24 protein-coding genes are annotated in these 26,811 nt (G+C 41.8%); 14 read left to right on the top strand and 10 right to left on the bottom strand.

The features are described from left to right. Positions 1–4: 4 nt before the first annotated feature. From ACQ76V_RS07970 to cdaA, 5 genes are all read left to right on the top strand, one after another. Positions 5–2,728, top strand: coding sequence for a TonB-dependent receptor (locus ACQ76V_RS07970; protein WP_440999958.1), 2,724 nt, complete (start codon positions 5–7; stop codon positions 2,726–2,728). 191 nt (positions 2,729–2,919) lie between these two features. Next, positions 2,920–4,146: an alkaline phosphatase family protein gene (locus ACQ76V_RS07965; protein WP_440999957.1), complete on the top strand. Its 1,227-nt coding sequence runs from the start codon at positions 2,920–2,922 to the stop codon at positions 4,144–4,146. Positions 4,147–4,807: 661 nt separating this feature from the next. Next, the gene (locus ACQ76V_RS07960) at positions 4,808–5,146 is read left to right on the top strand and encodes a DUF3470 domain-containing protein (protein WP_440999956.1); all 339 of its coding nucleotides are present in this window, start codon (positions 4,808–4,810) and stop codon (positions 5,144–5,146) included. 80 nt (positions 5,147–5,226) lie between these two features. Further along, entirely contained in the window at positions 5,227–6,084 is an 858-nt protein-coding gene (gene folP, locus ACQ76V_RS07955; RefSeq protein ID WP_440999955.1) for a dihydropteroate synthase, read from the top strand. A 248-nt stretch (positions 6,085–6,332) separates the two neighbouring features. Beyond that, positions 6,333–7,151 carry a diadenylate cyclase CdaA gene (gene cdaA, locus ACQ76V_RS07950; RefSeq protein ID WP_440999954.1) on the top strand — a complete coding sequence of 273 codons (819 nt, stop codon included), beginning with the start codon at positions 6,333–6,335 and terminating at the stop codon, positions 7,149–7,151. 107 nt (positions 7,152–7,258) lie between these two features. On the opposite strand, the gene meaB is transcribed toward cdaA, so the two are convergent. The 3 genes from meaB to ACQ76V_RS07935 form a co-directional block, all read right to left on the bottom strand. Continuing rightward, on the bottom strand, positions 7,259–8,347 hold the full coding sequence (gene meaB / locus ACQ76V_RS07945) for a methylmalonyl Co-A mutase-associated GTPase MeaB (protein WP_440999953.1): 1,089 nt from the start codon (positions 8,345–8,347) through the stop codon (positions 7,259–7,261). Positions 8,348–8,414: 67 nt separating this feature from the next. After that, entirely contained in the window at positions 8,415–10,550 is a 2,136-nt protein-coding gene (scpA, locus tag ACQ76V_RS07940; protein ID WP_440999952.1) for a methylmalonyl-CoA mutase, read from the bottom strand. A gap of 105 nt (positions 10,551–10,655) precedes the next feature. Then, a complete protein-coding gene (locus ACQ76V_RS07935; protein WP_440999951.1) occupies positions 10,656–12,680 on the bottom strand; it encodes a methylmalonyl-CoA mutase family protein in 2,025 nt (674 codons plus the stop codon). Between the two features lie 170 nt (positions 12,681–12,850). Between ACQ76V_RS07935 and ACQ76V_RS07930 the strand changes: the two genes are divergently transcribed. The 4 genes from ACQ76V_RS07930 to ACQ76V_RS07915 all read left to right on the top strand — a co-directional run bounded on the left by ACQ76V_RS07930 (position 12,851) and on the right by ACQ76V_RS07915 (position 17,970). Next, positions 12,851–14,014, top strand: a complete 1,164-nt coding sequence (locus tag ACQ76V_RS07930) for an acyl-CoA dehydrogenase (protein WP_440999950.1) — start codon at positions 12,851–12,853, stop codon at positions 14,012–14,014. A gap of 248 nt (positions 14,015–14,262) precedes the next feature. After that, positions 14,263–15,528, top strand: coding sequence for a PAS domain-containing protein (locus ACQ76V_RS07925; RefSeq protein ID WP_440999949.1), 1,266 nt, complete (start codon positions 14,263–14,265; stop codon positions 15,526–15,528). Between the two features lie 63 nt (positions 15,529–15,591). Continuing rightward, positions 15,592–16,035: a SufE family protein gene (locus ACQ76V_RS07920; protein ID WP_440999948.1), complete on the top strand. Its 444-nt coding sequence runs from the start codon at positions 15,592–15,594 to the stop codon at positions 16,033–16,035. Between the two features lie 96 nt (positions 16,036–16,131). After that, positions 16,132–17,970: an ATP-binding protein gene (locus ACQ76V_RS07915; protein WP_440999947.1), complete on the top strand. Its 1,839-nt coding sequence runs from the start codon at positions 16,132–16,134 to the stop codon at positions 17,968–17,970. Position 17,971: 1 nt separating this feature from the next. Here ACQ76V_RS07915 and ACQ76V_RS07910 read toward each other — a convergent pair whose 3' ends face one another. Then, complete coding sequence (locus tag ACQ76V_RS07910; protein WP_440999946.1) at positions 17,972–18,181, bottom strand: dodecin; 210 nt, start codon at positions 18,179–18,181, stop codon at positions 17,972–17,974. Positions 18,182–18,295: 114 nt separating this feature from the next. Next, on the bottom strand, positions 18,296–18,505 hold the full coding sequence (locus ACQ76V_RS07905; protein ID WP_095605246.1) for a cold-shock protein: 210 nt from the start codon (positions 18,503–18,505) through the stop codon (positions 18,296–18,298). A 192-nt stretch (positions 18,506–18,697) separates the two neighbouring features. Here ACQ76V_RS07905 and ACQ76V_RS07900 point away from each other — a divergent pair, with 192 nt between their 5' ends. Next, the gene (locus ACQ76V_RS07900; RefSeq protein WP_440999945.1) at positions 18,698–18,988 is read left to right on the top strand and encodes a hypothetical protein; all 291 of its coding nucleotides are present in this window, start codon (positions 18,698–18,700) and stop codon (positions 18,986–18,988) included. Continuing rightward, the gene (locus tag ACQ76V_RS07895) at positions 18,951–19,574 is read left to right on the top strand and encodes a hypothetical protein (protein WP_440999944.1); all 624 of its coding nucleotides are present in this window, start codon (positions 18,951–18,953) and stop codon (positions 19,572–19,574) included. The genes ACQ76V_RS07900 and ACQ76V_RS07895 overlap by 38 nt, the downstream gene beginning before the upstream one ends. On the opposite strand, the gene ACQ76V_RS07890 is transcribed toward ACQ76V_RS07895, so the two are convergent. The 5 genes from ACQ76V_RS07890 to ACQ76V_RS07870 are packed head-to-tail and all read right to left on the bottom strand — an operon-like array spanning position 19,571 to position 23,814. Continuing rightward, complete coding sequence (locus ACQ76V_RS07890) at positions 19,571–20,731, bottom strand: M20 family metallopeptidase (RefSeq protein WP_440999943.1); 1,161 nt, start codon at positions 20,729–20,731, stop codon at positions 19,571–19,573. The two genes, ACQ76V_RS07895 and ACQ76V_RS07890, sit on opposite strands and share 4 nt — an antisense overlap. A 5-nt stretch (positions 20,732–20,736) precedes the next feature. Further along, positions 20,737–21,351, bottom strand: a complete 615-nt coding sequence (locus ACQ76V_RS07885; protein WP_440999942.1) for a flavin reductase family protein — start codon at positions 21,349–21,351, stop codon at positions 20,737–20,739. Positions 21,352–21,353: 2 nt separating this feature from the next. Further along, complete coding sequence (locus ACQ76V_RS07880) at positions 21,354–21,656, bottom strand: STAS domain-containing protein (protein ID WP_440999941.1); 303 nt, start codon at positions 21,654–21,656, stop codon at positions 21,354–21,356. Continuing rightward, positions 21,634–23,103 carry a GNAT family N-acetyltransferase gene (locus tag ACQ76V_RS07875; RefSeq protein WP_440999940.1) on the bottom strand — a complete coding sequence of 490 codons (1,470 nt, stop codon included), beginning with the start codon at positions 23,101–23,103 and terminating at the stop codon, positions 21,634–21,636. The genes ACQ76V_RS07880 and ACQ76V_RS07875 overlap by 23 nt, the downstream gene beginning before the upstream one ends. A gap of 54 nt (positions 23,104–23,157) precedes the next feature. Next, complete coding sequence (locus ACQ76V_RS07870) at positions 23,158–23,814, bottom strand: sulfite exporter TauE/SafE family protein (RefSeq protein WP_440999939.1); 657 nt, start codon at positions 23,812–23,814, stop codon at positions 23,158–23,160. 302 nt (positions 23,815–24,116) lie between these two features. Between ACQ76V_RS07870 and ACQ76V_RS07865 the strand changes: the two genes are divergently transcribed. From ACQ76V_RS07865 to ACQ76V_RS07855, 3 genes are all read left to right on the top strand, one after another. After that, positions 24,117–24,569, top strand: a complete 453-nt coding sequence (locus tag ACQ76V_RS07865; RefSeq protein WP_440999938.1) for an RrF2 family transcriptional regulator — start codon at positions 24,117–24,119, stop codon at positions 24,567–24,569. Between the two features lie 112 nt (positions 24,570–24,681). After that, a complete protein-coding gene (locus tag ACQ76V_RS07860) occupies positions 24,682–25,683 on the top strand; it encodes a lipoate--protein ligase (RefSeq protein ID WP_440999937.1) in 1,002 nt (333 codons plus the stop codon). 11 nt (positions 25,684–25,694) lie between these two features. Beyond that, positions 25,695–26,768, top strand: a complete 1,074-nt coding sequence (locus tag ACQ76V_RS07855; RefSeq protein WP_440999936.1) for a CaiB/BaiF CoA transferase family protein — start codon at positions 25,695–25,697, stop codon at positions 26,766–26,768. Positions 26,769–26,811 lie beyond the last annotated feature (43 nt).

Below are 26,811 nucleotides of genomic sequence, written 5' to 3'. Positions count from 1 at the left end.
GATTATGAAACGATACGGATTATTACTTATTGCTCTATTGATGTTTCCTTTGATATCAGTAGCGCAAATAAGCGGTACAGTATTTGACGCAGGTTCGAATGAACCTTTACCAGGTGCTAATGTTATCATAAAAGGTACTCAGACAGGAACATCTACAGGGACTGGTGGTACTTTTACAATTAATGCCGAAGAAGGTGATATCTTAGTTATATCATTTGTGGGTTATAAGGAAAAAGAAGTTACTGCAGAAGAAGGTATGGAGATATTCCTTGAGCCGGATGCAAAAGCTTTGGGCGAAATTGTGGTATCCAGCCGCACTATTGATATTGCCCGCGAACGGGAAACGCCCGTTGCAGTAACTACTATTACGCCAAGGGAAATTTCTGAGGAAGTTGGTAATCAGGAGTTCCCGGAAATTATGAATGATACACCCGGAGCTTACGCAACGAAGCAAAGTGGTGGTTACGGAGATTCCCGCATTTCTCTGCGAGGATTTGATCAAAGTAATACCGCGTTTCTGATCAATGGTCAGCCTGTTAACGATATGGAAAATGGCTGGGTTTACTGGTCTAACTGGCAGGGTTTAACTGATGTTGCATCCGGTATTCAAATTCAGCGCGGATTGGGAGCATCAAATCTTGCTGTACCTTCTGTTGGTGGAACGGTTTCGATTTTTACAAAAACTGCCGAAAAAGAAAGAGGTGGTTCTGTTTCACAAATGATAGGTAATGATGGCTATACTAAAACTGCCGCCTCATACAATACTGGTTTAGGTGAGAACGGTTGGTCTGCTTCTTTTCTCTTGAGTTACTGGCAAGGAAATGGTTATGTAGATAATACCAGTGGTGCAGGCTGGACTTATTTTGGGGCAATTGGTTATGAACCAAACGATAGCCACTCTTTTAACCTTTCTGTTCTCGGAGCAGGTCAGTGGCACCATCAGCGTAATGTATGGGTATCCATTCGCGATTTTGAAAATTTTGGTGATGAAGGAATTGATCCACGATGGAATACTAATGGTGGTACGTTAAATGGTGACGAGTACAATATGCGCCGTAACTTCTATAATAAGCCTCTTGGAACATTGAACTGGGATTGGGAAATCAGTGAGAATGTTACACTTGCTACTTCGCTATACGGTTCTGCCGGTCGTGGTGGTGGTACAGGTCCACGTGGTCAAAACTACTTTAACAGTGATATCGACTTGTATCCTTTCAACAATGACCTAACTGGTCATTTGGGTACAGATATGAATGGAGCCGGAGCTGCTTCCCGGAATTCAGATGGAACCATTAATTTTGATAATGTAGTTAATGTAAATCGTTCAACTACATCTGGATACACTGGGTCACCAAGTGAGTACAATGGTCTGCTTATTGGATCTAACGGTTACAACAGTAATAATGTAAATAATGCAGTTCTTGTACGGAGAGCTTCTATGAACTCCCATAACTGGTATGGAGCGATCTCCAAATTGGAAGCAGAAGTGGATAAATTTACATTCTCTTTAGGCGTAGACTTACGAGATTACACCGGTTATCATTACCGTGCGATGAATGACATGTTGGGGTTAGATGGCTATTTTTCTACGGGTAATGCGAACTCGATGGGGCAAATTATTGAGCCCGACAATACTATAAAAGCATCTCCATTTAATGACACAGGTCTTGCTGGTCCCAAAATCGACTACTACAACATAGGTTATGTTGATTGGCAGGGCGTTAACGGGATGGTTGAATATAACACTGATAAATTTTCAGCTGTCATCCAAGGTGGTTTGTCGAATCAAGGTTATCAACGAGAAGACTTTTTTGACCAACCTAATAATTCTCTTTCTGAGAAAAAGAACATTCTCGGTGGGTACGTAAAGGGTGGTGCAAATTATAATATCAATGACCGGCATAATGTTTTCGCCAACGCTGGTTTTATTTCTCGACAACCACTTTTTGATGCTGTCTTTCCTAATTTCGCTAATGCAATTAATCCAAATCTGCAAAACGAACAGATTACATCTGTTGAGTTAGGATACGGTTATACATCATATTGGCTTGATGTGAGTTTAAACCTCTACTCCACAGTTTGGGGTAACCGTTTCATTGAATCAAGCTTCCCGAACGATCAGGGTACTTTCGGAACTGCTCAATTCGACGATGTTGATCAGCGCCACAATGGTGTTGAGTTTGAAACCACCGTTCGACCAATGGAGAATTTAACATTGGAAGGTATGTTATCAGTAGGCGATTGGAAGTATACTAATAACTTTAACGCAACGCTGTTTGATGACAACAATAATCAAATAGGTACGGCTACTCTTTACACGAAAGATGTAAAGGTAGGTGATGCGGCTCAATTTGTTGGCAATATTAAGGCTGATTACAGGTTGGGTGATTTGAGCGTAGATGCCAGTTATCGCCATGTTGATAACTTATATGCTGATTATAGCATAACTGACGATGCATTTACTAATCCTGATAATGAAGGCGCTTTAAAACTGCCAGCTTACGGATTGGTTGATTTGGGTGCAACCTATCGCTTTGAGTTCTTTGGACAGTCAGCTTCAGCACGGGTTAATATCAATAACCTGTTTAATAAAACATACATTGCGGAATCTAATACTAATATTCATGCCGAGTCTGGCGACCCAACATGGAATGGTATTGATAAGCGAAATTCCGTATGGTATGGTTTTGGACGAACTTGGAATGTATCCTTGTCATATGAATTCTAAACACCTGTTTTCAGGTTTAAAGAAAGACTAATTTCTTAAGGGCAGTCCATTCGGGCTGTCCTTTTTTATTTTAAATCATTACACAAAAGAATGCTGAGATATGACTGATAAAGTAATATCTTCGCGTCTTAATAATTTTCGAGAAAGCAATATTATAAAGCAATATTATAATGAATGACTTCGCGCTGCTTATGAAACGTAGAGCAATTACGATTTTACTGTTGACAGTTTTTGTTGGTCTTGCAGGTTGCCGTAGCGAGCAGCAATCACATCCCCAAAAAACACTGCTTATTTCGTTTGACGGTTTTAAGTACAATTATCTGGAAAAGGTTGACACCCCAAATTTTGATGCTATTGTTGCAAATGGGGTACAAGCGGAAGGATTGATTCCCGTTTTCCCCAGTAAAACCTTCCCCAATCACTATTCTATAGCAACTGGGCTCTACCCAGAAAATACCGGTTTTGTTAATAATACTATGTACGATCCCAAGTGGGAAGAGTGGTATCGCATTCGTGATCGTGAGGCCGTTGAAAATGCCAAATGGTATGGCGGGGAACCCATCTGGAATACCCTTGAAAAACAGGGAATAAAAACCGGCACAATGTTCTGGGTAGGATCCGAGGCCGATATCCAGGGTATGCGTCCCACCCACTGGAAAATATATGATGGCAGTATGCCGGGGAAGGCTCGTATCGATACGGTAATGAAATGGATGGCAGCAGCAAGGGATAAAGCGGTGGACTTTGCAACGCTTTATTACAGTGATGTAGATACCAAAGGACATCGTTATGGAACCGACTCAGATTCCGTTAGACAGGCGATACAACGAGCCGACCGGCTTATGGGCTACCTAAAAGAAGAAATGAAAGCAGCGAATATCTGGACGAATACGAATATCATCATCCTTTCGGATCATGGCATGGTAAATCAGTCAGCCAATAAGTTGATTCGCTTAGACAACATTATTGACATGGATAACGTGGAACGTATTAACTGGGGTCCCATGACCGGCATACAGCCTGAGGATGGTAAAAAGGAAGAGCTTTACCAAGCACTTAAATCTGCAGAAGAAAACTACCGTGTTTATAAAAAAAAGGATCTGCCCGAGCGCTATCACCTCAAAAATCATAGACGTGTAGAAGATATCATTATGGTGGCAGATTTGGGATATACCATTCTGGATGAGCAGTTCGAACAAGATTTTAAGAAATCACTCCCTCGTGCAACCCATGGCTATGATAACATGGAAAAAGCGATGCAAGCTTTCTTTATTGCCCACGGACCGGATTTCATGGATGGAGAGAAGGTGGAAGCTTTTCAAAATATACACATCTATGAACTAATTAATGATCTAATGGATACCAAGCCGGCCCCGAATGACGGCTCCCTGGATAGCGTAAAGGTATTGCTGAAGTAACTAATTCTCACCACAATCGCTGTGATTCTGGCCTTATCCACACCTACACCAAGGTTTTGGTGTTCAAAGCTATTTATTTCCTAAAGTAGCTTATAAATTTTAATCAAAGGGTTTCTTCCCTTGCTGGGAGGGGAAAAACAAGATGGGGTCAGAAAACGCTTGAAAGTAATTTTATATTTCTCGTTACGTAGCTCTGCTGCGTAACGAATTAAATGCTAAGGTGAGGGCTATAAACGGTTTAGAGCGAGATATTAATTTAAAGTTCTAAAAAGAACCAAATTTACGATTCCCCGACAGTTTTTTCGATCATTTTTTGCTGACAAAAAATGGACATTCACAAAAGAGATGAGACTTTATACGGTTACATAGTACTATGCACAGGGTATGTAAAGTACTATGCAGAGTCCCTGCATAATACTATGTAGTGTCCTTACACAGTGTTATGTAGAAGGTGTACAAGGTACTATGTAGATTTAGAAAGGGCCATTAAACAATGTAATAGCTGCAACATGTACCCTGAATGATAATTTGAAATACAGGGTTATAAGAGGAAATTAAGAGTGCTTCTAAATTAGTAGTTAAGCAATAAAACGTTGCATCTATCCCCAGAAGCCGAGATATTTAGTCCAATTTTATAAATACCAAAGAATTTTTTTATACAATGGCATACGTAGTAACAGAACCATGCATTAACTGTAAGTATACAAATTGCGCAGCCGTATGTCCGGTTGATGCCTTTCGGGAAGGCCCCAACTTTCTTACAATCGATCCGATCGAATGTATCGATTGTGATGCTTGTGTAGCGGAGTGTCCCGTCGAAGCGATCTATCCTGATGATGAAGTGCCAATGGAGTGGGAGCATTATATTGATCTTAACGAGCGGTTGGCTGAAGAATGGGCCGACCACATCATCAATCAAACCAAAGAAGATTTGCCCGATGCCGACGAGTGGGCAGAAGTTGAAGATAAGCGCGAGCATCTGAAGGAAAGCTGGGACTGATTTATCTTGGGTGATTAGGTGATGAAGGTATTAAGTGAATGACCTAATCACTCGGTCAACTAATCAGATCTGTAAGTTTGATGAACGAGAATAGTCCGAAGAATCAAATCCTTTCCATTCGAGATAAGAAGCTCGATCTCTCTACTCCCAAAATAATGGGAATCCTGAATACGACTCCTGATTCTTTTTCTGACGGCGGGGAATATAACGAGGTGGAGTCAGCGGTGGGGCGCATTGGCGGGATGGTTTCGGAGGGAGCGCATATTGTTGATATAGGAGGAGAATCAACCCGGCCGGGTGCTGATCCCGTTAGCGAGCAGGAAGAGCTTGAACGTGTACTCCCGGTTCTCGAAAAAGCAATTCCACAGTTTCCCGATACGTTTTTCTCCATTGATACTACTAAATATCACGTAGCAGAAGAAGCTCTCAAGCTCGGGACGCATTTTGTCAATGATATAAGCGGACTCCAGAAAGAGCCACGGTTTGTGCGTTTATGCAAACAGTATAACGCCGGTTATGTGATGATGCATTCGCAGGGTGATCCCAAAAACATGCAGGAAGATCCTGCTTATGATGATGTGATTAGTGATATAAAACAGTTTCTTAAAACCCGCATAGATCAAGCCAGAAAAAAGGGATTTGAAAATATCATTATCGATCCTGGTATTGGTTTTGGAAAGACCCTGAACCATAACCTAAAGCTGATTGCTCATCTTGATGAATTCCAGGATCTGGGGTGTCCTATTTTAGTAGGAGCTTCACGAAAATCAATGGTCGGTCAAATTTTAGGTAATCGACCTGTTGATGACCGCCTTACAGGCACTCTCGCGGTCCATTATCACGCCATGATCAATGGAGCCAATATCATTCGCGTGCACGATGTTAAAGAAGCCCACGATTCCCTGCAGGTATTTAACGCAATTTCATCAGTAAGATAAGGTTATTCAAAGTGTTGATAGCGTCCACTTTGGAAGTGGCTTCATCTCCTAAAAATTAGTAAGGGGGACTCAATGAAGTAGATTCTTGTTTAAATCAAAAGAGGGTCAGATACTGTTTGCCAAAACGATAGAATTTATTGATAGATCCTCACCATCAGAAAAAGAGGCAAAAGCACATCCCAACCTAAAACTTCGGCAAAAAATACTTATATTCTGTTAAATAACATCCAGAAAAACGAGGTACACTATTGATTCCCATTGGCTTCCTTGAATTTGGCATCAGAGACTTTATCGAAGTCCTGATCATCACTATGGTACTGTTTTACCTGTACCGGTGGATTCGTGGCACCTTTGCCATTCAAGCCGCAGTGGGACTCGTCTTTATCATCATTATCAACGCTGCCGTTAGCGCATTAGGGCTCACCACCATCAACTTTATACTTCGTGCTATTTTGGATGTGGGGATTTTAGCAGTATTTATCATCTTTCAGCCCGAAATAAGAAAACTTCTGTATAGCCTGGGACAGAATACGAATCTCGACCGTTTTTTCGTGCATTCCAATTCGGATACCATTATCGATGAAGTTGTAGATGCCGTCCGTGATATGTCGCATACTAAAACCGGGGCATTGATTGTATTTGCACGCAGTTCAACACTGCAAGACTTAGTTGACGTGGGGGTTAAGCTGGATGCAAAAGTAAATAGCGAGCTTTTAAAGACGATTTTCAACAAAAATACGCCCCTGCATGACGGTGCCATTGTTATTCGTAATAATCGTATTGTAGCGGCAAGCTGCTATCTGCCTATCTCCCAAAATCAAAATATATCGTCCGTTTTTGGTACACGTCACCGTGCGGCTGTAGGCATTACTGAGACAAATAACGTATTTGTAGTGGTCGTATCCGAAGAAAGCGGTCGTATATCGATTGCTAAAAATGGATCGCTTACCAGTGGGTTAACTATCCAGAAACTTCGCAGTGAGATGCAGGAAGCGCTTGGCGAGCATGATATTGACGAGGATGATGTTGCCTTTTCATCAGCCCAAAGTGAGCTGAAACTGAGCTGATTAGCGATGGAGTTACTTTTAAAGTGGGCTCCAGGATTTTAAATAGAATTTCTTGCAAGCGGAGGAACGGAAGAAGAGGGTCAGGTAGATATTGATTTCGTTACTACTTAAAGCGAATCAAAATAGAGTTCCAGCAATTGTTGAGCAGCTTGAAACGAGCTGAGTTCTCCATTTAAAACTTGTTGTTCAATTTTTTGCTGTTGTTTCTTTACCGCAGGATGATCATAAAAGTGATCGGTAAGCCGATTTGTAATCGTATCATACATCCAGTGCTTGGCCTGACGATTTCTGTTTTCTTTAAAGTAGCCATTTTCTTGGGTAAGCTGCATATACTCCTGAATAATTTCCCAAATATCGACTATGCCCTTGTCAGTCAATGCTGAACAGGTCGTTACTTTAGGACTCCACCCCGACTTAGTCTCCGGATACAGATGCAGGGCATTTTTGTATTCACGCACTGCTTGACTAACCGCTTTTTCGGCAGCTTCATCAATTTTGTTAATGGCAATGGTATCCGCCATCTCCATAATGCCCCGCTTGATTCCTTGCAGTTCATCACCGGCCCCGGCCAGCATAAGCAGCAGAAAGAAATCTACCATCGAATGTACGGCCGTTTCCGATTGTCCCACGCCCACGGTTTCAATAAAAATGGTATCATAGCCGGCGGCTTCACAGAGGTAGATTGTTTCACGTGTTTTGCGTGCTACTCCACCAAGTGAACCACCCGTAGGGGATGGGCGAATAAATGCATGATCATTATTGGCAAGCGTTTCCATGCGTGTTTTGTCGCCAAGGATACTGCCTTTGGTACGGGTACTGCTTGGATCAACTGCCAATACGGCCAGACTGTTGCCCTGCTCAATAATATGATTGCCCAGCGACTCGATAAAGGTGCTTTTCCCCACGCCGGGTACGCCCGTAATGCCAATCCGGATAGAGTTACCCGTATCGGGTAGGCAGGCTTCGATGATATCTTGGGCCAACTCACGATGCTCGGCTTTGGTGCTTTCGATCAGCGTAATGGCTTGACTCAGAATCGTACGGTCGCCATTCTTGATTCCTTCTACATAATCGTCCAGTGAAAGCGATTTGCGTCCTTTGAAACGATTAAGCCTCTCCGGATTAATGGACGACTGCTGGTCAACGCCATGATTCACCGAAAGAGAAGATTCGTTATTTTTGTTGTTATTGGCCAAAGTAAAAAGATACTTAAAACCTTGCGGGTTTTGGAAACCTGCAGGGTTTGATCGAAATTAATTTAGGCTAATTTTTTTGACTGTCGATTAAAATCTCCAGAATCTGCTGTGCAGCCAGTGAGATAACAGTGCCGGGACCAAAAATGCCGACTACTCCTTTATCATATAGAAATTCATAATCTTGTTCAGGAATAACACCGCCAACGATGACCATAATATCATCACGCCCCAATTCCTCAAGTTTATCAAGTACTTGAGGAACCAGTGTTTTGTGACTACCGGCCAGGCTTGATACGCCCAGAATATGAACGTCATTTTCTACAGCTTGACGCGCAGCCTCCTCAGGCGTTTGGAAAAGTGGACCGATATCCACATCGAAACCAAGATCAGCAAAGCTGGTGGATATTACCTTGGCACCGCGATCGTGACCGTCCTGACCCATTTTGGCGACCATGATACGCGGACGCCTTCCCGCCAAATCAGCGAATTCGTCAGCCAACTGTTGTGCTTTTTTAAAGTTTTCGTCTTTATCTATTTCAGAAGAATACACACCTGATATTGATCTTACGGTTGCGGTATATCGTCCGAATTCCTTCTCCATAGCATCGGATATTTCGCCCAATGTAGCTCGTTTTCGGGCTGCTTCAACAGCAGCTTCAAGTAGATTGCCGTTGCCGTTTTCGGCAACCTTGGTAATTTTATTGAGAGCCCCTTGGACTTCCTCTTCGTTGCGTTCTTTGCGAAGCTTTTCGAGTCGTTGGAGCTGGGTTTTACGGACTTTCTCATTATCAACCTCAAGAATATCAATCGGCTCTTCTTTGTCAAGCTGATATTTATTGACGCCGACAATGGTTTCTTTGCCCGAGTCGATACGGGCCTGTTTTTTGGCAGCAGCTTCCTCAATCCGCATTTTGGGGACGCCCGTTTCAATGGCTTTAGCCATGCCGCCGAGCTCTTCCACTTCCTCGATAAGCGCCCAAGCGCGACGTGCAATGCGATCTGTTAAATATTCTACGTAATAGGAACCGGCCCAAGGGTCAACAGCTTTGGTGATGCCCGTTTCTTCCTGTAGGTAGATTTGTGTGTTGCGTGCAATGCGAGCCGAAAAGTCGGTCGGCAGAGCAATGGCTTCATCCAGCGCGTTGGTGTGTAACGACTGCGTGTGCCCCAGCGCTGCAGCCATAGCCTCAATGGTCGTTCGCGCTACGTTGTTATACGGATCCTGCTTGGTAAGGCTCCACCCCGATGTTTGGCTGTGTGTACGCAAGGACATCGACTTGGGGTTTTGGGGATCAAAACGTTTGACCAGCTTAGCCCAGAGCATGCGAGCGGCACGCATCTTGGCAATCTCCATAAAGTGATTCATCCCAATAGCCCAGAAAAAAGAGATTCGCGGAGCAAAATCGTCCACATCAAGTCCGGCCTCAAGTCCGGTGCGAAGATATTCAAGACCGTCAGCCAAGGTATAAGCAAGCTCGATATCGGATGTCGCCCCGGCTTCCTGCATATGGTACCCTGAGACGGAAATTGAGTTAAATTTAGGCATATGCTGGGAGGTATATTCAAAAATATCTCCGATAATACGCATCGATGGTTTTGGGGGATAGATATAGGTGTTGCGCACCATAAATTCTTTAAGGATGTCATTTTGTATGGTGCCCGCCATCTGTTCTTTGGATACGCCTTGTTCTTCGGCTGTGACGATATAAAACGCCATTATAGGAATGACGGCACCATTCATGGTCATAGAGACCGACATTTCATCCAGCGGTATTTGATCGAACAGTACTTTCATATCGAGGATGGAATCGATGGCAACGCCTGCCTTACCGACATCGCCCGAAACGCGTGGATGATCGGAGTCATAACCACGGTGAGTTGCCAGGTCGAAAGCTACTGATAGGCCTTTTTGTCCCTGTGCCAGCGCCTTGCGATAAAACTCATTGGATTCCTCAGCCGTAGAAAATCCCGCGTACTGACGGATGGTCCACGGACGAAAGGTATACATGGTAGAGTATGGACCCCGTAGGTAAGGCGGAATGCCCGCGGCATAATCAAGATGTTCGAGGTTCTCGATATCTGATTTTGTGAATTGCCGTTTTACCGGGATTTGCTCAGCTGTATTCCACGATTCCTGATTGTTTGCTTTGTGATCAGCAGAAATCGAGGCGTTGAACGCTATGTCAGAAAAGTCAGGTCTCATAATTCATTTTACTTTTGTGTCATCCTGTATTTATTTCAGGATCTATAAGTCACGATAAATTTGCTTAAAACAGATGCCGAAACAAGTTCGGCATGACATCTGCTTTTAATTCTCAATTACATTCAGTTTTTGTTGAAAGCGTTTCAGGGTCTCCAACACATTACAATTTGAATAAATAAACTCATCAATCCCGCTTCGTTTGTACTCTTCGATGTTATCTTTCGGATAACCTGCGAGAACAAGAATTGGGGGATTCTTTAGTTTAGAAACCGCATCTGCGATAGCCGACACGAGCTCTTTGTACTCTTTGTCCGAACTGCAGAGTACGGCGATGTCAGGCTGTTTATTTTTAACTGCATTAATAGCTTCATCCACATCCGAAAAACCGATAGGATCTTCGATCTCATAACCAGCACAGCCAAAAAAGTTTGCCGAAAATGTTGCTCGTCCCTTTCTCCATTTCTTATGGCCCAGTGGCAGGTTAAGTACTTTTGGAGGGGATGCATGTTGCTCGGTTGCCAGACGGAGTTCTTCAAATGCCTTTGGGCCGCGATAAGGGGCTACTGTTCGATATTGCTGGCGCCTAAAATCAAAAAGCTTGTCAATGATATCAGCAATATTAGCTTCTTGTGAAAAAGCGTCGGCCAGATATTTAATCAGGTTATTACTATCACTTTCTATTGTTGTCTCCGATACGTCAAGCGAAATGGTTTGGTAGGTCTGATTAATTTCTCCAGACATTTTTTCATCAGCATTAGTGTACTGATTGGTCCCCACAAATGTACGTCCTCGTTTAGCAATCATTTGGTCGCGCTGCTGCTGTGATTCCTGTATGGCCGTTTGCAGGGTGCCATTTTCAATGGTTTTAAATAGCCCTCCTTCGGTTTCAATTTCCTGAAAAATATTCCAGGCCTTTTCAGCCATTTCCTCAGTTATTTTTTCGATGTAGTATGAGCCGGCACCGGGATCTTTAACCTTGTTAAAATAGGCTTCTTCATTCAGAATGAGCTGCTGGTTGCGTGCAATACGCTGAGAAAAATGATCGGGCTGACGGAAATGTTCATCAAACGGCAAAACAGTGATCGAGTCGCAGCCGGCAATAGCGGCGGACATCCCTTCCGTAGAGGTGCGCAGCATATTGGTGTAAGGCTCGTAGAGTGTTTTATTCCATCTTGATGTTTCTCCGTGCAAATGGCATGTATTATTTGCTGGATCTCCACCGTATGCTTCAATAAGATTTTTCCAAAGCAAACGAGCGGCCCTGAATTTAGCAATTTCCAGAAAATAGCTGGAACCCACTGAAAAGCTAAATGTCAGCGATCGGGCGGCATCATCAATGTTCATTCCATGATCGGTCATTGTGGCCAAATATTCAGATGCGGAGGCCATCGCATATCCCAACTCTTGCACCATCGTAGCTCCGCTGTCGTGATAAAATCGTCCATCAATACCCAGCGGACGAACGGCTCGAAGATTTTCTGAGGCAAACTGTGCCATTTGAAAAATGTCATCTTTAATAGCCTTTTTCGCCTTTGGATATTGCCCGTGTTCAAGTAGGTAGGTAAATGGGTCGTAAAGAAAGGTTCCCTGAATTTTATGAGAATTAAGATTTTGACGTTGCAGCTCATTCCAAAGCATAGCCATCAGGGCGGGAGAACCCAAACCAGCATCAAAATGGAGCGGCGTATTTTCTAACGAAATGTTATTGAGGAGATCAGAGAAATCAGATTGGTCTTGGATAGGCAACCCTTGAAGATCGCCTCCCAAACCGCCCTCAGTACGGCGAAGAGTTAGATGTAATTGCAAGGCATCGGCGCCCCGTTTAAGGGCATTACGAGCCATTTGATTAGCTTCAGAAATATCGTCTTGAAAAATTGGCTGACGGATTTCCCAGTTATTAGCGTCACCTTGTTGGTACTTTTTAGGGATGGGATTGTGTTGCTCACGATCCGTTAGATCCTGTCTTCGGTAAAAAGGCAGTGGGGTTACTCCTTCGCCGGTCTGCCAACGGAGCTTTTCTTTATAATCTGCTCCTTTTAAATCTTGTTTAATAACTTTTTCCCATTCTTCGGTTGAAATGGGAGGAAATTCATCGAAAAGAGACTGTTTGGTTGAATCGGAGTTGCTCATAATAGGAATTTCGTCATAATTATAACGCTTGAAAATAATGAGCTTGCGTTTACTTTACTAATCCTGGTTAAATATGTAACCGGTTTCAATTTAAGGCCGATATTTTGATTCTGAATCGCTATATTAAGACCGAAGTTTTGAACTTAATTGAATATTAAAGAGGCTATTCCATGGATAATGTAGACCAACAGATGCCCCCATTGACTAAGCTAACCGAAGATGAAAAGATGCTGCAAGAGGCGTCACGAGATTTCGCAGAGAGCGTGATTAAACCTAAAGTGCATGAGATGGATGAAAAGGCTAAGCTGGATCCCGATCTGGTGCAGCAGTTTTTTGATATGGGTTTGATGGGAATTGAAATACCGGAAAAATACAGTGGGGGCGGCGGATCGTTTTTTATGTCGATTGTTGCTATCGAGCAGATTTCTCGCGTGGATGCCTCGACTGGTGTTTTTATGGATGTACAGAATACGTTGGTGAATAATGCATTTCTGAATTTTGGGAGTGATGATGTTAAGGAGCGGTATTTGCCCCAGCTTGCCACCGAAAAGGTGGGGGCTTACTGTCTGTCGGAAGCAGGTTCGGGCAGTGACGCTTTTGCATTGAAGGCTTCGGCCAGAGACGAAGGAGACCACTATGTGTTGAATGGGTCCAAGATGTGGATAACCAATGCAAATGAAGCGGATATTTTTTTAGTGTTTGCTACCTTGAATCCCGATGCTGGATATAAGGGCATTACGGCATTTATTGTTGAGCGCGATTTTGAGGGTTTCTCAGTTTCCAAAAAAGAAAATAAGTTAGGTATTCGTGCAAGTTCAACCTGCGAAATTTTACTGGAAGACTGCAAGGTCCCCAAAGAAAATGTATTGGGTGAAGTCGGAAAAGGATATAAAGTGGCCATTGAAACGCTGAATGAAGGACGCATTGGTATTGGGGCACAGATGATTGGTGTTGCCCAGGGAGCACTGGATGCTACGTTGGATTACACCCAGGAACGCGAACAGTTTGGGCAGTCAATTTCAGATTTTCAGGGTGTTCAGTTTCAGCTGGCAAAAATGGCAACGGATATTGAAACGGCACGACTGTTGGTATATAATGCGGCCCGCATGAAAGAGAATGGTGACAAGTTTCTTAAAGAAGCGGCTATGGCAAAATACCATGCATCCGAAGTGGCGGAAAATGTTACCTCTCAGGCGGTAGATCTGTTTGGTGGATATGGTTATGTGAAAGAATATCCGGTCGAAAAATATTACCGGGATGCCAAGATTGGTAAAATCTATGAAGGTACTTCCAATATGCAGTTAAACACAATTGCCAAGCTGTTGTTGAAATAGGAAAGTGGTTTTGAAGTTTCTTTATCAGCCTTAGGGGTTTGTACCTCCCTAAGGTTTTTTAATACAGACGAACAAAGTCAATTTATTTTAATGTTAAATTAAATTACGACTAAAATTCTTTAAGAAAAATGGAATTTATCGGAATGATTGAGATTTGTATTCTTGTTGATAAGTAGTATTAAAAGCAAGGTTGGCACCTAAATCGCCCATTATCATCTATAAACACAGGACTAAGTAAACTTTTTAATATGGAATCACCGGATATTAACGCACTTAAAAAATGGTGCAAAGATGAAGAATCATTTAAAAAGGTTAAATCATTTGTAGAAAATATTGTCGAAGAAGGCAACGAGTTGGAGAAAAGATTGGATCTCCTTGAGTCGGCAATACGCAATGACTATGATTCCATATTAATTACAGAACTCACCCTCGAGAAGCCGGGACCCAGAATTGTATATGTGAATGACGGGTTTTGTAAAATGACCGGTTATTCCAAGGAAGAGGTTATTGGCAAAACGCCACGTATTCTTCAAGGTCCTAAGACCGATCGTGAGGTCTTAGATAAATTAAAGCGTCGATTAAAAGAAGGGCATTCGTTTTTTGGACAGGCCATTAATTATCGCAAAGATGGTTCAGAATTTGTAAATCAGTGGGATATTCATCCGCTGACAGATAAAGATGGCAACATTACGCACTGGGTATCATACCAGCATGATATTACTGAACGCAAGCGTGCCGAAAAGCAACTTGTGGATCAGAAAGTAGAATTTGATGGATTACGAGAAGAATCAAAGCGCACGGTTGTTGACGTTGATGTGCAGGGTAATATTGTTATGGCAAATAAGTCATTTCGTGAACTTGTTGGCTATGGCAAAAATGAACTAAAACAGATTAAAATTTGGGATCTGTTTCCTGATAAATACATGCAGTCGATCAAGGGGCGTTTTGATAAAGAGGATGAAGAGGTATACTTCAACGATGAAGAATTCAAAGGTATTATCAATCACAAAAAAGGATTTCCTATTCAGGTAAAGGGCAGGACTTCAATCTTAGACCTGAAAGATCAGCGCCTTATCAGAGCGGAGATCGAGAATATATCGCTGAAGAAGCGAATAATGGAGACGCTACAAAAGCGTAATCAAGAATTTGGCCGTGTTGTACAACGTGCTTCCGAATTTTCCTATACCGTTGAGCTTCAGGATGACAAATTTGTTATTAAAACGGTATCGGAAGAATTTCCAGAAGTCACGGGGCTATCAGCTGATGCCGTTATTGGAAAAGCTGATGCCTATAACTTTATCCACCAAGAAGATCTCCAGAAATTTAAATCCCATTTGGAGAAGGTGTTTAAGGGAAAAGACTCTACCTGCGAATATCGCCTCAAGAATAAAGAAGGTGAATTTATCGAAGTGTTGGACTACGGAGAACCTGAATGGGATCAGGAAAACAAAAATGTTGTTTCGGTCTGTTGTGCAGTTTCAGTTGATCCTGCTTACGAGAAGACAAAAGTATAACCTTATATTCTCTGTAGTTATTTGTATTTTAGCAGTGTTGCAGATAACTATAAACATTGAATAATGGCTGACATTCACGAAATCCAACTGCAGATCATAAACGAGTTTAAATCCCTGAGCGATTGGACTGAGCGTTATAAGCACATCATTAAACAGGGTCGAAATTTAGAGCCGCTCGATGATGAGCATAAAGTTGAGGAAAATTTGGTGCGCGGCTGTCAATCTCAGGTTTGGTTGCATACCCGTCTTGAAGATGGGAAAGTGATTTTTGAGGCTGATAGCGATGCGGCCATTACTAAGGGTCTTGTTGCATTGATGGTGCGTTTTTACTCCGGGCAAACGCCAGAAACCATCATTAATACCGATCCCACTTTTATTAAAAAGATTGGCATGGAGCAGCATTTATCTCCCACACGCTCCAATGGTTTGGCCTCAATGGTTAAGCAGATGAAAATTTATGCAATGGCCTACAAAACGAAAATGGAAAAAGGGCAAGCCAAGGCATAATCCTACCTATTATTAGTTTCTTTTAATATCATTCGATAGCTATTTTCATTTTATTATTGTTATATCTTAGAAAGTTATAAGTAGCTATTACACCGAATGTATTCATTATCGAGTATTAAAAAACTTGCCTTTGCAAGAGATCTCGTTCAAGATAAAATTGAGCAGATAAATAAGACCGGGCTCATTGTATTACACAATGTGTCTTTTTCGCTGGCGGCCGTTGCTATTCTTTTTTTGATTGCCTTTCGTTTGAACGATTCTATTTCGATGTCTTGGTTTTTTATGAGCATAAGTGTGGCTTTTGTGCTCATACCTATATTGGCGCGAAAAGGATTTGAAAATACGGCCAAGTTTCTTCTGTTGGCCTATATAAACATCAGTATACTTATTTTGAGTTCAGTATTTGGCAAAGAGATGTTTATACAAGCTTTTTACCTGCCTGCCAGTGGTTTAGCTATTTTATTATTTGATAAAGATCACCAGAGGTTGCGTAATATAGGCATTGGGATGGCAGTACTATGCTATGTTGTACTCGATTATGTGATTTTTGATAGTATTTATCTTACTGCTGATGAAGGTATTATTATTAAGTGGGGTATTCTGGGCGCTGCCTTTATAACTACATGGCTCACGTTTAATAAGTTTTCGGAATCAAAAGAGCTGGCTGAAGAAGAAACACAAAAACTCCTCAAAAAAACCCAGTCTCTTAACAAAGAGCTGATTGAGAAAAAACGGGAGTTAGAGAGTAATGTCGAACAGCTTGAAAAAGCAAAGCAAAAAGTGGAAAAAGGCTCAAAGGCAAAGTCCGAGTTTTTGTCCACGATGAGCCACGAAATTCGGACGCCCATGAATGCGATTATTGGGATGACGAATTTGTTGGTGAAAGATAATCCGCGCGAGGATCAGCTGGAACAGCTTGAAATATTGGACTTTTCAGCTAAAACATTACTTTCGCTTATTAATGATGTGCTTGATTTCTCAAAAATTGAAGCCGGAAAAATAGAGTTTGAAAACGTAGCATTTAACTTAGAGAACTTATTGAATGGCGTTTTAGAAAGCTTTCGTTTTACGGCTGAGAAGAAGGATGTGCCGCTATATTTGGATTATGATGAGGACTTGCCCGAGTCCATTGGCGGAGATCCAAATAGACTTACACAAATTTTAAATAATCTCGTAAGCAATGCGGTAAAATTTACGGAAGAGGGGAGTGTGGGGATTATTGCAGATCTTACAGAGCGTGATGAAGACCAACTAAAAATTCAGTTTACTATTACCGATACGGGTATTGGGATATCGGAAGATAAGCAGGGAGAAATATTTAAAAGTTTTACCCAGGAACGTAGCGAAACCTCACGTGTTTTCGGTGGTACCGGGCTGGGACTAACCATCAGTAAAAAATTGGTTGATTTACAGGGTGGAACCATCGACTTGGAAAGTGAGAAGGGGAAAGGAAGTACGTTTTATGTAGAATTACCTTTTAAAACCAAAGGAAAAGCTGAAGAACAACGGGCAAGCTTACGCAATCATACCAAAGAGATGCCTGAGTCTCTGCAAGGAACGAAGGTCATGCTGGTAGAAGATAATGCCATCAATCAAAAAGTAATGATACGATTCTTGGAAAAATGGGATATTGAGGTCATACTTGCTGAGAATGGCAGGCAGGCGGTAGAAAAAATGACAGAAATTTCAGCTGTCAACTTAGTATTAATGGACCTTCAGATGCCCGAAATGGATGGTTATGAAGCGACCCGGAGAATTCGCAAGCTTGATAACAAATATAAATCTGATGTGCCGATTGTAGCTCTTACCGCAGCTGCGTTGAAAGAAGTTAAGGAAAAGGTATTTGCATCGGGCATGAATGACTATTTAACAAAGCCATTTAATCCTCCTGAGCTTCATAAAAAGCTGGAGTACTATATTTTAGATAAAACGTAGATCAGCCTTTTAGCGTAAAACCTACTTTTATCACGACCTGCCACTGTGCAACAGCCCCATCCTCTATAGAGCCTCGTGTTTCAATAACTTCAAACCACCGCATATCATCTACCGTGTTTGAGGCTTTTTCTATAGCATTTTCAACAGCTTTTTCCAATGATTGGTCAGACGTTCCTGTCAATTCAATTTTCTTGTAGGTATGATTTTCCATAAGTGTAGCGTTTTATAGCGGTTGAAAATTACAATATAGCAGGATGTTTCTGTAATAAAAAAGCGCTACCAATTAGGTAACGCTTTTTGAAAATAATGATATTTGATAATCACCTTACAAGGGAATCACCTCTTGTGCTTGTAGTCCTTTTTCACCTTCCGCAACAGTGAATTCTACTTCTTGGCCTTCTTCTAATTTTTTATAGCCTTCCATTTCGATTTCACTGAAATGAACGAAAATGTCTTCACCTTCCTCTCTGGTTATGAATCCATAACCTTTGCCATTATGGAACCATTTAACAGTTCCTACTTCACGTTCTGCCATGATAAATCTCCGAAAATTTTTACTTCTTGTGCTACTTAAATGTTTAATAACGCCTTGCTAACGCAATAAATGGCGCTTAAGAGCCTAAGTATAGTATATTTTTTGGGGATTCCCTACTATATGTAAAATTTGGGTCTTAATTTTTTTGATATTTCATAAATCAGCGTAAAATTCTGAGATAATCATTTAATAATGACGAAACAACAACGATTATTTGAGCATTATAACCCGATCGAAAATAGGGTGGGGAAAACCTTTTTTGAAGAGCTTCACACAGAGCCGAGCGTGTATAAAATGTATGGACGGTCGGAGCAGTTGCTATATGTGGGTAAAGCCAAGAACCTCAGAAATCGATTGTTTACCTATCGCCGCGCTAACATGGATTCGTCTTCACGGAAAACAATTTGTTTAATACGGATGACTCACAAAATAGATATTGAAATCTGTGAGTCTGAGAAAAAAAGCACTCCTGTTAGAAAATAAACTCATTTGCAAACACCAACCGGAATTCAATTATGCGAAAAAGCAGCCTGAGACGTATTACTTTTACGGATTAAACAAAAATGAGAAAAATATTGGGTTTCGTCTTCAGATGCATCAACCGGAAACCCATTATATATTTGGGGCGTTTAAGGGGCATCGATTAGTTCGAAAGTCGATGGGTGGTATTATCCGGATACTCTATATATTGGAACATGAAGTTACCTCTGTATTTCATTTGCCCAGCGTGTTGACCCAAAAGTTAACCCCAATGAAATATGAATTAGCGGTTAATGGGGAGGGGAACATAATGAATAGTATATGGGATCATCTCCTGGAATTTTTGAGCGGAGAGAGTACTCTTTTTATTAATCAGGTTATAGAATTATGTCAAGATCGTGGCTTGCTGGAATCATTCACAGGATCGATGATTTTGGATGATCTTGATTCATTAAAGTGGTTTTATGAACGATGTTCTTCCAGAAATTATCAGATTAGTCAGCAATTAGCGCTGGAATCTCCCTTGATATCGCAAGATAAGCTTGATGATTATCTTATTGAGTGGGCTTTTGAAAGAGAAAACGATTAATCAAAAATGGGAGGTTCCAAAAGTAACAGGGTAAATAGCGCCAGGCGATCCAATGTTTGTTCTATGTAAATTTTTTCGTGATAGGCATGTGCCCCTTCTCCCACCGCTCCCAGCCCGTCGATGGTGGGGGAATAGAGATTGGTAAAATTCCCGTCCGAGGCCCCTCCAGACATTCCCTCTTGCAATTCCATTTCCAGCTCTCTGCCAAGTTGTTGTGTTTTCTCCCAAAGCTTTTTATTTGGTTCATTTTGCTCAAGCGGTGGCCGATTAATATCGCCGGTTACGGATAACTCAATTCCGTTGATTTCGGGTTGGAGGTTATAGATTTGATTCTTTATTCGTTCACCATCTTCTTTCGTGGGTATGCGTACGTCAATAACGGCCTTGCTTTTGGCCGCTACCACATTTGATCGTTCGCCACCTTCGATAGTTCCAACATTTACGGTGACACCGTTGGCCGGATCATTTAAACGAAACAGCTGTTGTACAATGTGAGAGAGTCCCAAAATAGCGCTGACCCCTTCTTCGGGAGCAAGACCCGCATGAGATGGCTTGCCTTTAATGGTTATTTCAAAATCTCCCACACCTTTTCGCCTTGTTTTTATTTTGCCAATGCTATCAAGCGAGGGTTCCAGAACAAATGTTCGTTCTGCCAGCTTCGCTTGTTCAATGATACATTCTTTAGATTCATTACTGCCGATTTCTTCATCAGAATTGATAAGAAATATTGGCTGCACTTTGGTTTTTTGATTCAGATTACGAATAGCCTTAATCCCAAAAATCATCATAGCGAGGCCCGCTTTCATATCATACACTCCGGGACCTGTGACTATATTATCCTCAGTGCTAAAAGGCATTTCGTTAAGAGTGCCTATATCCCAAACCGTATCGCAGTGGCCAACAATTAATTGACTGGGTTTGGAAGGTTCAAAATTGGTAGGCTTGCAAAGTAATTGACCCGCCGTTTCATTTCCCTCAAAATGATGCACCGTATAACCCAGGCTTTGAAACTGTTGTGATAAAAGCTCCCATATTGGGGTGAATTTTTCCGGTTGGTCAGATGGCGTTTCGAATTCGACCAACGACTGAAGCAGAGAAATAAAATCCGCCTTCTGTTCTTCAATGTAATTACGAATCTGCTGTGCCCGATTAGTCATGAAAACTATCGTTTAAACTCCTTTGGAAATGGAAAGACATTGCTTTCTTTGATTACGCTAAACCGATTTGGATGTAGATAAGCCAATAGCGGATTGTTGTAGATCAGTTGCCCTTCCCCCGTACCATTACCGACCTTGCGGACCATTTTCTTATCAACTCGGGCGGCAACAATTTCTCCCACAACCAGTTCCCATTCACCGAATTTTCCAATGCATTCGGTGAGTTCACATTCGAGTTGAAAGTACGAACCCTTTAGGAAGTATCCCTCAATATTTTGTGCCTCAGTTGTGGGGATTTGGTCGAGTACCGGCTTAGAATCGTCATCTTCGCGACGCGTTGCAGCCAGGCTCGAAACGGTAAGTTGGTCGGGCGTAGGGTAACTCACGGTAAATACTTTTTCGCGCTGTACATTCCGATAGGTGTTTTTTCGAGGGGTGCCCATAAATCCAAAATGATTACTAAAGCCCATTGGCATGGCCATGTGTTTGGGGGCAAAATTGTAGTTGCCGTCTTCTTCTTTGCTGCCAATTATCAATAGGGAATGTACGCTGTAGCAACGGTTCCACACATCTTGTTCAAGATCAAGTTCTACCATATCGGGATCATATTCATCAGTCATAACTATTCCTCATTCCTATTTAAAACATTGGGGTGCCAGCGATTATCAAGTTCCAGAATTTCAAGTATTTCGAAAAATATATCGGGTGGGTCAATGAGCTCTATCGATTTTCCATCTTTTTGCCATTTGTACAGATAGATCACTCCTTCAGTATCGATATAATTGCATCCGGTGAGATCAATTCTGAGGGTTCGGATGTCATCATTTATATGGTTGGCAATCATATTTTTTACCCACAAATTAAATCCACTTTGGATAGTTACAGTAAGTACTGAGCCGTTTTTATGTATGCTGGGAATACTCATCAGTAATATAAGATTTTATGTGTTGCCCAAAGTCTGAGTGTACATTGACAAGGTTTAAATCAAATGGCATACAAATTTTTTGTAGTCTCAAATAGTCCGATTCATTATGGAAAAATGGAGCAAGTCCGCAGTAAATAAATCCTAATCCTTCAAGTTTGTTAAATTGAGAAGGCGTTGCTTCATTTTCGAGCGGTAGATCCAAATAAATAACATTTGGGTTTTCCTGATCTATGAGGCTTTGTAGCATTTCTTGAAGTACGGAGGAAAAGTCGGGGCCGTATTTTTCGACCACGATAAGTGCTGTAGAATCAGCATAATTAATCTGGAGCTCAGCCTCGGATTTATCAGCCAGTTTGTAACTTTTGTCATGTTTAGCCGTGACAGGGATGTCCAGCAAAGAATATGTTTCTAAAAGGATGTAAGCGTGTTTCTCCGGCAGATACAGGTCTTTATGATTATTTGGATGCAACGGTAGAACATCAATAACGACCGAAACCGGCTGCGGGTAATCTTCATCAAAACCTTTGAAAATTACGTTATTTGTTTCCAGAAGCATTACGCCCGTGGTTTTAAATCCAAACTTCTGATTTACGCGTTGGCTCACCGGGTGAATGGTCACTGCTTTTCCAAACAAGGCCAGAAGATGATGCTCACGGGCCACTTTAATCAAATGCTCCATCATGCCGCTCATAATGCCTTGCCTGCGGTAACTGGGAGAAACGACGGCTTCACCTACTTCGGCAATATTGGAATCCTCTTTTTGAAGAATGGCGAAATATCCCAACGCTTTTCCCTTGTCACTGCGGGTTATTACGCCCAGTTTTTCTTTGCCCAAAAGGGTTTTCTCTATTTTTTTGGGAAAATAAAGTTCTTCTTTGGTATAAGAATAATCGTAGGTACGGTAAATAAGCTTGGCAATGTCTTCGGCATCAGCCGGGGTAATTTGATGAATATCATAGGTGATGGGTAAAGCTTTTTGTTTGGGCTCTTTTGGTTTTTTTGCCCGGGATAGCTCTATGAGTTCATCAATATCTTTTACATTAATTTTTTTCTGAAGTCTAAACTCTTTTCCCTCTTTTCCACGATTGATAAACAAAAAGTCGTCAGTGAACCTTCGAATAACACGAAATCCGGCTCCCTCAAAATCATTGTCATGGAGGGCCCTTTGAGGATCGTATCGATGCTTGTCCGGATCGAATGGTTCTCCAACTTCACTGGCAATCAGTTCGATATCAGATAGCGTTTGGCGAAAAGTAAGATCGAAAAAGCCAACACTTTTTTTGGGATAAGCAAAGAGGATGATATCGGTAATCAGCTCGCAGACTGCAATGGTAAATTTGGTGGCTTCATTTTCAGACAGCCCACAACTTAGGCACCAACTGTGAGTAAAGTCACAGATTGGACTTATAGCCTGTTCATCGGTTGATATGTGAAGCTGTATATCCATATCACGCTTGTTATTGTGATGACTTTACATTTAAAAGTACATAATTATACATAATCAATGTAACATTTTTCCGATTACAACTCCCCTGTATATCAGATAAACACCGAATGCAACGGCAAGATAAGGAATGAAATTATTTATCCGTTGCCGCCAACCAAGACTAATAAATCCGGGAGCTAAAGACATTGTCATCATCGCGGGAATGGTACCTAATCCAAATAATATCATAAACAGACTGCCCTGAATGATTGATCCGGTTGTGACCGATCCCGCTAGGCCTACATATACAAACCCACAAGGCAATAATCCATTCAATAGTCCAATTATAAATAAGGTAATTGTACCTCCCTTTTTAAATTGGGACAGCATAAGTTTCTCAAGGTGATTAAATAATTGATTGAATCCTACCTTTTGTTTCCAATTTGCAAGAAAAGAAAACTGAGAAAGGGCCCCTATTACGATTATTATACCCAGCACAATGGATACGGATTGCTGAAGTCCTGCTAAAGCGATGGATTGACCAAGAATACCGAAGATGATACCGAGTATAGAATACGTTACTACACGACCCATGTTATAAAGCAGGCGTCCCCAAATTAATACACCGGTTGAGTCGCTTTTGCCGGGCAAAGCCAATGCGATAGGACCGCACATACCAATACAATGGAAGCTGCCGAAAAAACCAATTGCCAACGCCGTCCAAATTTCCATAGTCTCGTTAATCCCGTTGCTTTATAATGGTTATGGTAAACTCAAAGAATCTGTTAGTTATTTCACTTCATTAATAATTAATATTACCTTCGGTACAACAGTTTTTATTGTTTTTTGATGTCTCAATAATTTATTTTTGCATTAGAACAAAAAAACATCTGATTACAATAGGGGATCTTCAGGGATTATGGTAAATCAGATTTTTCTTAGAAACAATGTTGATTAATCTGGGCTTAAATAGAAATGATTAGCTCATGAGTGCTTTAAGCAGGGCATAGAGACTACTAAATCCAATCTTTTATATGTTATTATCAAATGCTTGCGTATATGGGTTAAGAGCTTCGGTCTATTTGGCTGCGGTTTCTGATGACTCTTATGTATCTATTAAAAAAATTAGCAACGATCTCGATATTTCGCATCACTTTTTAACCAAAGTTTTACAGCAGCTTACCAATGCAAATCTGATGGAGTCTATGAAGGGGCCGAAAGGAGGAGTGCGTTTGATAAATCCCACAAATGATGTCACCCTACTTGAAATCGTGGCGGCCATCGATGGCATGGATATTTTGACTGAATGTGCGTTGGGTTTGCCGGGCTGTGGAACAGAGAAGCCTTGTCCCATTCATGAGAAGTGGGCAGATACGCGCGATGAAATACGAAAAATGTTGTCGGATACCTCTCTTCAAGATTTGGTGGATGAGGGTAAGTCTGGAAACCTGCGTATTACGGCCGACGGTGAATTTAAGTGGGCATAACATTGTTGTTATTAATCTCTGCGTAATATTTCGCCCATCTTCATATTCCATTCAAAGTAGCGGCCTACCATTGGATTTGAATTAATCCCGTACAGTTCAGCAATTAGCATTTATGATTTTTATCCACAACGAAGGAATAACGGATCCGCATGTAAACCTGGCGCTTGAAGAATATGCGCTGCGTAATTTCGATTACGATCACGATTATTTGCTCTTCTATATTAATGAGCCTTCTATTATTATCGGGCGTAATCAAAATACACTCGAGGAAATTAATCATGAATATGTTGAGGAAAAAGGTATCCACGTGGTGCGACGTATTTCCGGAGGTGGGGCGGTGTATCATGATACGGGAAATCTGAACTTCAGCTTTATTACGGATTACGATAAGAAGAGTCTTAATAACTTTAAGAAGTTCACGGCGCCAATCGTGCGCGTACTTAATACGATGGGTATCGATGCCGAGCTGAGTGGACGTAATGATCTTCAGGTTGATAGGCGAAAGATATCGGGCAATGCCCAGTTTTCGAGTGTAGATCGGATGTTTAGCCATGGAACACTGCTTTTTGACAGTGATCTGAATGAGGTGACCAATGCGCTTGATGTGAAGATGAGCAAGATCGAATCGAAGGGACATAAATCAGTGCGTAGCCGCGTAGCAAATATCAGTGAGTTTTTGGATGGGTCGATGGATACCCAAACTTTTCGTAAAAAGCTGTTGGAAGGACTGTATGAAGATCGCGATGAATTTGAGATCTATCACCTTACAGAAGCGGAATGGGAGGAGGTGCACGCTCTAAAGGATGAAAAATATGGTTTATGGGATTGGAATTTCGGTAAGTCGCCGAAATTTAATATCCAGCGAAGCCGTCGTTTTGATGCCGGGGAAATTGATCTGCGACTGGATGTTGCCGAAGGTCATATTGATAATCTTAAAATTTACGGTGATTTCTTTGGCAAGGAACCGGTGGATCAGCTCGAAAATTATTTGGAAGGTGTACGATACGACCGGCAAGAAATTGAAAAATTGATAGAGCCGATTAATATTGAACAGTATTTCGGGGCGGTACCCAAGCCCGATTTTATTGAATTAGTCTACGGCGCGGATGAATAAGTTATTCCGGTATGGAAGCTATATTTGAAAATCTAACCATTGTTGAGTTTGCCGGAGTGCTTGCCGGGCCTGCTGTGGGGAATTTCTTTTCCGAGCTTGGCGCTAAAGTCATCAAGGTAGAGAATAAAAAGAATGGCGGTGATGTTACACGTCAGTGGCGTCAGCCGGGGGAGTCATTGCAAGGTCCATCGGCCTACTTTTCTTCGGTTAACTGGAATAAAGAATCGGTTTTTTTGGATCTCGGAGGTGCCGAAGATAAGGAACGAGCGCATACGCTTATTGAAAAGGCAGATATTGTCATCACGAATTTTAAAAAGGGAGATGACAAGAAATTTGGTCTCACTTTTGAAGAGCTGAAAGGCATTAATCCAACGGTAATACAGGGACATATTTCCGGCTTTGGCACCGATAGTGATCGCCTTGCGTATGATCTAATTCTACAGGCTGAAACCGGTTTTATGTCAATGAATGGTCAGCCCGATAGTCTGCCCACAAAGTTACCGCTTGCCTTGATTGATGTACTGGCGGCTCATCAGTTGAAAGAGGGCATTTTGTGTGCGCTGCTCAAGCAGAAAGAAAATCCGGAACAGGCTTTTCGCGTGGACGTCAGTTTGTATGACAGTGCTATTTCATCACTAATTAACCAAGCGACCAACTGGCTGATGAACAGAAAAGTGCCACAGCGCATCGGATCGCTGCATCCCAATATTGCCCCGTATGGAGAGATTTTTACTACCGCGGATAACCGCTTGATAACACTGGCTATTGGGAGTAACCGTCAGTTTGGGGATCTGTGCAGTATTTTGGGGATTTCAGAATTGGCCGAGCAACCCAAGTATCAGCATAATGAAGCAAGAGTGGAGAACCGAAACGAGCTGTCCGAAAAATTGGACGAGCAAATAAGAACTTTGGAAGCTGATCCTTTTTTAGAAAAGTGTGAAAATCATTTTGTACCAGCTGCCGAAGTCAAAGATTTGCAGCAGGTTTTTGAGTCACAAAAAGCCCAAAAGTTGTTATTGAAAGAACAGGCAGAGGGACGTCAGACTATCCGACCTAAAACGACGGTATTTAATATCCAATCGTAGCACTGATTGTTGGTAAAAGAGAGATTCCATTGCTGGATGAGTA

This window comes from Fodinibius sp. SL11 (assembly GCF_052060035.1).
GTDB lineage: Bacteria > Bacteroidota > Rhodothermia > Balneolales > Balneolaceae > Fodinibius.
The sequence above is the reverse complement of the archived record's forward strand: the minus strand, read 5'-3'. Positions and strand labels throughout refer to the sequence as shown.

Bases quoted from the DNA above. Each gene is read 5' to 3' on its own strand.
- ACQ76V_RS07970 (WP_440999958.1), top strand. From the start codon at position 5: ATGAAACGATACGGATTATTACTTATTGCTCTATTGATGTTTCCTTTG.
- ACQ76V_RS07965 (WP_440999957.1), top strand. From the start codon at position 2,920: ATGAAACGTAGAGCAATTACGATTTTACTGTTGACAGTTTTTGTTGGT.
- ACQ76V_RS07960 (WP_440999956.1), top strand. From the start codon at position 4,808: ATGGCATACGTAGTAACAGAACCATGCATTAACTGTAAGTATACAAAT.
- folP (WP_440999955.1), top strand. From the start codon at position 5,227: ATGAACGAGAATAGTCCGAAGAATCAAATCCTTTCCATTCGAGATAAG.
- scpA (WP_440999952.1), bottom strand. From the start codon at position 10,550: ATGAGACCTGACTTTTCTGACATAGCGTTCAACGCCTCGATTTCTGCT.
- ACQ76V_RS07935 (WP_440999951.1), bottom strand. From the start codon at position 12,680: ATGAGCAACTCCGATTCAACCAAACAGTCTCTTTTCGATGAATTTCCT.
- ACQ76V_RS07930 (WP_440999950.1), top strand. From the start codon at position 12,851: ATGGATAATGTAGACCAACAGATGCCCCCATTGACTAAGCTAACCGAA.
- ACQ76V_RS07925 (WP_440999949.1), top strand. From the start codon at position 14,263: ATGGAATCACCGGATATTAACGCACTTAAAAAATGGTGCAAAGATGAA.
- ACQ76V_RS07920 (WP_440999948.1), top strand. From the start codon at position 15,592: ATGGCTGACATTCACGAAATCCAACTGCAGATCATAAACGAGTTTAAA.
- ACQ76V_RS07915 (WP_440999947.1), top strand. From the start codon at position 16,132: ATGTATTCATTATCGAGTATTAAAAAACTTGCCTTTGCAAGAGATCTC.
- ACQ76V_RS07910 (WP_440999946.1), bottom strand. From the start codon at position 18,181: ATGGAAAATCATACCTACAAGAAAATTGAATTGACAGGAACGTCTGAC.
- ACQ76V_RS07905 (WP_095605246.1), bottom strand. From the start codon at position 18,505: ATGGCAGAACGTGAAGTAGGAACTGTTAAATGGTTCCATAATGGCAAA.
- ACQ76V_RS07900 (WP_440999945.1), top strand. From the start codon at position 18,698: ATGACGAAACAACAACGATTATTTGAGCATTATAACCCGATCGAAAAT.
- ACQ76V_RS07890 (WP_440999943.1), bottom strand. From the start codon at position 20,731: ATGACTAATCGGGCACAGCAGATTCGTAATTACATTGAAGAACAGAAG.
- ACQ76V_RS07885 (WP_440999942.1), bottom strand. From the start codon at position 21,351: ATGACTGATGAATATGATCCCGATATGGTAGAACTTGATCTTGAACAA.
- ACQ76V_RS07880 (WP_440999941.1), bottom strand. From the start codon at position 21,656: ATGAGTATTCCCAGCATACATAAAAACGGCTCAGTACTTACTGTAACT.
- ACQ76V_RS07875 (WP_440999940.1), bottom strand. From the start codon at position 23,103: ATGGATATACAGCTTCACATATCAACCGATGAACAGGCTATAAGTCCA.
- ACQ76V_RS07870 (WP_440999939.1), bottom strand. From the start codon at position 23,814: ATGGAAATTTGGACGGCGTTGGCAATTGGTTTTTTCGGCAGCTTCCAT.
- ACQ76V_RS07865 (WP_440999938.1), top strand. From the start codon at position 24,117: ATGTTATTATCAAATGCTTGCGTATATGGGTTAAGAGCTTCGGTCTAT.
- ACQ76V_RS07860 (WP_440999937.1), top strand. From the start codon at position 24,682: ATGATTTTTATCCACAACGAAGGAATAACGGATCCGCATGTAAACCTG.
- ACQ76V_RS07855 (WP_440999936.1), top strand. From the start codon at position 25,695: ATGGAAGCTATATTTGAAAATCTAACCATTGTTGAGTTTGCCGGAGTG.